The 4,211-nt window shown below is 47.2% G+C and carries 4 protein-coding genes; all 4 read left to right on the top strand.

The genetic code is table 11. The annotated features are described in order from the left end of the window. Positions 1-61: 61 nt before the first annotated feature. A complete protein-coding gene (locus AB1466_06055; protein ID MEW6189646.1) occupies positions 62-193 on the top strand; it encodes a hypothetical protein in 132 nt (43 codons plus the stop codon). Between the two features lie 115 nt (positions 194-308). Then, positions 309-1,754, top strand: a complete 1,446-nt coding sequence (gene gatB, locus AB1466_06050) for an Asp-tRNA(Asn)/Glu-tRNA(Gln) amidotransferase subunit GatB (GenBank protein MEW6189645.1) — start codon at positions 309-311, stop codon at positions 1,752-1,754. Between the two features lie 153 nt (positions 1,755-1,907). Further along, positions 1,908-3,056 carry a homocitrate synthase gene (nifV, locus tag AB1466_06045; GenBank protein MEW6189644.1) on the top strand — a complete coding sequence of 383 codons (1,149 nt, stop codon included), beginning with the start codon at positions 1,908-1,910 and terminating at the stop codon, positions 3,054-3,056. Continuing rightward, positions 3,056-4,211 (top strand): 3-isopropylmalate dehydratase large subunit (locus AB1466_06040; protein MEW6189643.1); only part of this gene is annotated, 1,156 nt, incomplete at its 3' end. The genes nifV and AB1466_06040, both read left to right, overlap by 1 nt.

Raw genomic sequence — 4,211 nt, 5'->3', positions numbered from 1 at the left:
AAATGTATTGTTAATAGTCCAAATTAAATCATTGAAAGATGTATAAAGAAGATGGGAAGATATGGAACGAGTTCTTAAGAAGAGACCTATTCAAATTTATCTCGATAAAAAACAGGATGAGGTTCTGAAATATTTCGCCGAGAAGATGGGTGTTTCTAAAGAGTTTTTGTTTAATGAAGCGAAGAGCGATTAAAAAAGCCTTTGCCTTCGATTCACATTTTGTGACAGCCGGTTTCATTCTATTAACCGGAAGGTAGTAATAGGTATTAATTCAGATGGGATAAAATTACAAACGAAGGACTGTTCCTATGGAATACGAAGTGGTCATCGGTTTGGAAATCCATGTTGAGCTTCTCACGGATAGTAAGTTGTTTTGTGGCTGCTCTGCTCGGACCTTCGGCGAGAAGCCCAATACTTTGACTTGCCCAGTTTGCCTCGGTCTGCCAGGTTCTCTCCCGGTGATAAATGAAAAGGCCATCGAATATACGGTGAAAACGGGTCTCGCCTTGAATTGCAATATCGCCCTGCTCAGTCAATTCCATCGGAAGAATTACTTCTATCCCGACATGGCCAAGAACTATCAGATATCCCAGTATGATTTGCCCCTTTGCACAGATGGTTATATCGAAGTTGAGATGGATGGTCATAGCAGGCGGGTCGGCATCACCAGGGTCCACCTCGAGGAGGACACCGGAAAACTCGTTCACGTGGGTGGAGCGGGAAGAATCGCCGGAGCGGAATATAGTTTAGTGGATTTTAATCGAAGTGGAGTGCCCCTCATGGAGATCGTAACAAAACCCGACATCCGCTCCCCTGAAGAGGCAAAAGCTTTCCTTCAGAAGCTAAAGAGCGTTTTGGAACATCTCGAGGTCTCCGATTGCAATATGGAACAAGGTTCGCTCCGATGCGATGCTAATGTCTCCATTCGCCCCGTTGGCTCAAAGGAGTTTGGAACAAAAACTGAGGTAAAAAACATGAACTCCTTCAGAGCCCTCCAGCGGGCTCTAGCCTACGAGGTGGAGAGACAGAAGGAAATATTGAGTCAGGGTGGAGTCGTAGAACAGGAGACCAGACACTGGGATGACGTTAAAAATGTAACCACACCCTTACGGACCAAGGAATATGCACATGATTATCGTTATTTCCCGGAACCGGATTTGGTACCAATAGAACTCGATCGGGGGTGGATTGAAGATTTAAGGGACAGTCTCCCCGAGCTCCCCGATGCCAGGAAGAAACGCTTTCAGGAGCAATATGCTTTATCCAGCAGCGATGCTTCCTTTCTCACCTCCTCCAAAGCCCTCGGTGATTTCTTTGAAGAATGCATGAAGAGTTACTCCGATGCCAAAAAGGTGAGCAACTGGATGATGGGGGAACTTTTATATCATCTTAATGCAGCTAACATGGAGATTGATGAATGCGCTGTTACTCCGAAGCACCTGGTTCAACTCCTCAAACTCATCGATGATGGAACGATAAGCGGGAAAATTGCCAAAGCAGTTTTTGAGGAGATGTTTGAGACGGGTAAGCTTCCCCAAATCATCGTGGAGGAGAAGGGGCTAACCCAAATCACCGATGAAGAAGAACTCACCAGGATTGTGGAATTGGTTTTGGAGGAAAATCCGGGCGTTGTTGAGGATTACAGAAAAGGCAAGGAGAAAGCCCTGGGCTTTTTGGTCGGACAGGTCATGCGTCTCACCAAGGGACGTGCCAACCCCCAGCTTGTGAACAAATTGTTGAGGGAGCGCCTCTAAAGTCGGTGGTCGGTTAGTCGGTAGTAAAATTTCTTGCTATCCGCATCCTCTTTCACTTAAAATGAGGAAAATTAAAAGAATTTTTTCACTAGTATTCACTAGTATAAAGATACTGGAGGAAGTTTCATGAGCGATAAACTGGAAGCTGAATTAATGTTTAAAGGAGAGTCCATACCAACGATAAAGATCGATGACACCACCCTCAGGGATGGAGAGCAAACGGCGGGGGTCGTCTTCTCCAATTATGAAAAAATAAGGATCGCCAGGCTTTTAGATGAGGTGGGAGTACACCAAATAGAAGCCGGAATTCCGGCAATGGGTGGGGACGAGAAGGAAGCCATAAAAGCCATAGTGGATTTAGGTCTGAAGACGAGCATCCTCGCCTGGAATAGGACGGTTATTGAGGATATCAAGCATTCTCTCGATTGTGGAGTTTCAGCCGTCGCCGTCTCCGTTTCAACCTCCGATATCCATATTGAACACAAGCTAAGGAAGGATAGAGCTTGGGTTTTGGATAGCGTGAAAAGGTCGGTTGATTTTGCAAAGACCCACGGTCTTTACGTATCGGTTAATGCGGAGGATGCTTCTCGAGCCGATTTTGACTTTTTGATGGAATTTGGAAGAGCGGCGAAAGAACATGGTGCGGATAGATTGAGATACTGCGATACGTTGGGTATCTTAGAACCATTTAAGACCTATGAAATAGTCAAGACCTTGAAAAGAGAATTGGATATGGAGATAGAGATGCACACCCACAACGATTTTGGAATGGCTACCGCCAACGCTCTGGCTGGTATAAAAGCGGGAGCTACATGGGTCAATACAACCGTCAATGGACTCGGCGAACGAGCTGGGAATGCTGCCTTGGAGGAAGTGGTAATGGCCATGAAACATATTGGGGGAATCGACCTTGGGTTTAAGACCACCATGTTCTGCGAGCTTTCAGAGTATGTAGCCAATGCTTCAGCTCGTACCGTTCCGGTATGGAAGGCAATCGTTGGAGCCAACGTTTTTGCCCATGAATCGGGCATCCATGCCGATGGAGTGCTTAAACACCCTGCGACATACGAGGCTTTCACTCCCGAAGAGGTGGGATTGGAACGCCAGATAATCATCGGCAAGCATTCCGGGACTCATTCCATCATAGTTAAGTTTAGAGAATATGGCATCGAGCTTACCGAGGAGGAAGCTCGAGATATCCTCAAGGAGGTCAGAGCAGCCGCCGTTGAGCTGAAAAGAGCACTTTTTGACAAGGAATTGATGTACATCTACAAGGATTATTTGAAGAGGAGCAAGAACTAGTGGGGAAAACCATAGCTGAAAAGATCCTGAGTGGTCACAGTGGACGGGATGCTCGTGCTGGGGATATCGTTGTAGCCGAGATTGATCTGGCAATGGTTCAAGATGGAACTGGACCTCTTACCATCCAAAAACTGCAGGGGTTAGGGCTGGAAAAGGTGGCTAATCCTGAGGGTACTATACTTTTCATCGATCACGCCGCGCCAAGCCCTCGTAAGGAACTCTCCAATGCCCATAGGATATTAAGAGAATTCGCCCAAAAAACTGGAGCTCAGCTTTCGGAAGTGGGTGAAGGTATCTGCCATCAAAGATTGGTTGAATCCTTCGTGCGCCCTGGAGATGTGGTCGTTGGAGCGGATTCTCACACCTGCACCTCTGGGGCACTTGGAGCCTTTGCCACAGGCATGGGTTCAACGGATGTGGCCATAGCTATCGCCTCTGGGAAGACCTGGTTTCGGGTACCCGAAACGATAAGGGTGGATATCACCGGTGAGCTTCCATACGGTGTTTATGCTAAGGATTTAATTCTTCACATCATTGGTTTAATTGGAGCCGATGGAGCCACCTATAAGGCTTTGGAGTTTACGGGCGAAACCGTTGAGGATATGACCATGTCCGAGAGGTTCACTCTCTGTAATATGGTCGTCGAGGCTGGAGCCAAAACTGGATTGATCAATTCCGATGAAATCACCAGAGCTTTTTTGAAAGCACAAGGTCGTGAGGAAGATTTCCGGATTATAAAATCGGATGAAGATGCCAATTATGAGCGTATTATTGAAATAGATGCCTCCCTTCTTGAACCGATGATTTCCGTTCCCCATGAAGTCGATAACGTCAAGCCGGTCGGTGAAGTTGAGGGAACCAAGGTGGATCAGGTCTCCATAGGCAGCTGCACCAATGGCAGGATAGATGACCTTCGCGTCGCAGCCCATATTTTGAAGGGGAATAGATGCTACCCTGGGACAAGGCTCCTCATCTGTCCTGCTTCTAAACGAGTTTATCTCCAAGCAGTTAAAGAGGGTCTCCTCGATGCCATGATCGCGGCGGGAGCAGCCATCCTCAATCCCGGGTGCGGTCCCTGCGTAGGCGTCCACCAGGGAATCTTAGCCGACGGAGAAGTTTGTCTTTCGACTCAGAATCGAAACTTTAAGGGTCGGA

The sequence above is a fragment of the Actinomycetota bacterium genome, assembly GCA_040755895.1.
GTDB lineage: Bacteria > Actinomycetota > Aquicultoria > Subteraquimicrobiales > Subteraquimicrobiaceae > Subteraquimicrobium.
This window is presented reverse-complemented; position numbering and strand designations above follow the sequence as displayed.

Coding starts and splice junctions, on each gene's coding strand:
- AB1466_06055 (MEW6189646.1), top strand. CDS start 62: ATGGAACGAGTTCTTAAGAAGAGACCTATTCAAATTTATCTCGATAAA.
- gatB (MEW6189645.1), top strand. CDS start 309: ATGGAATACGAAGTGGTCATCGGTTTGGAAATCCATGTTGAGCTTCTC.
- nifV (MEW6189644.1), top strand. CDS start 1,908: ATGTTTAAAGGAGAGTCCATACCAACGATAAAGATCGATGACACCACC.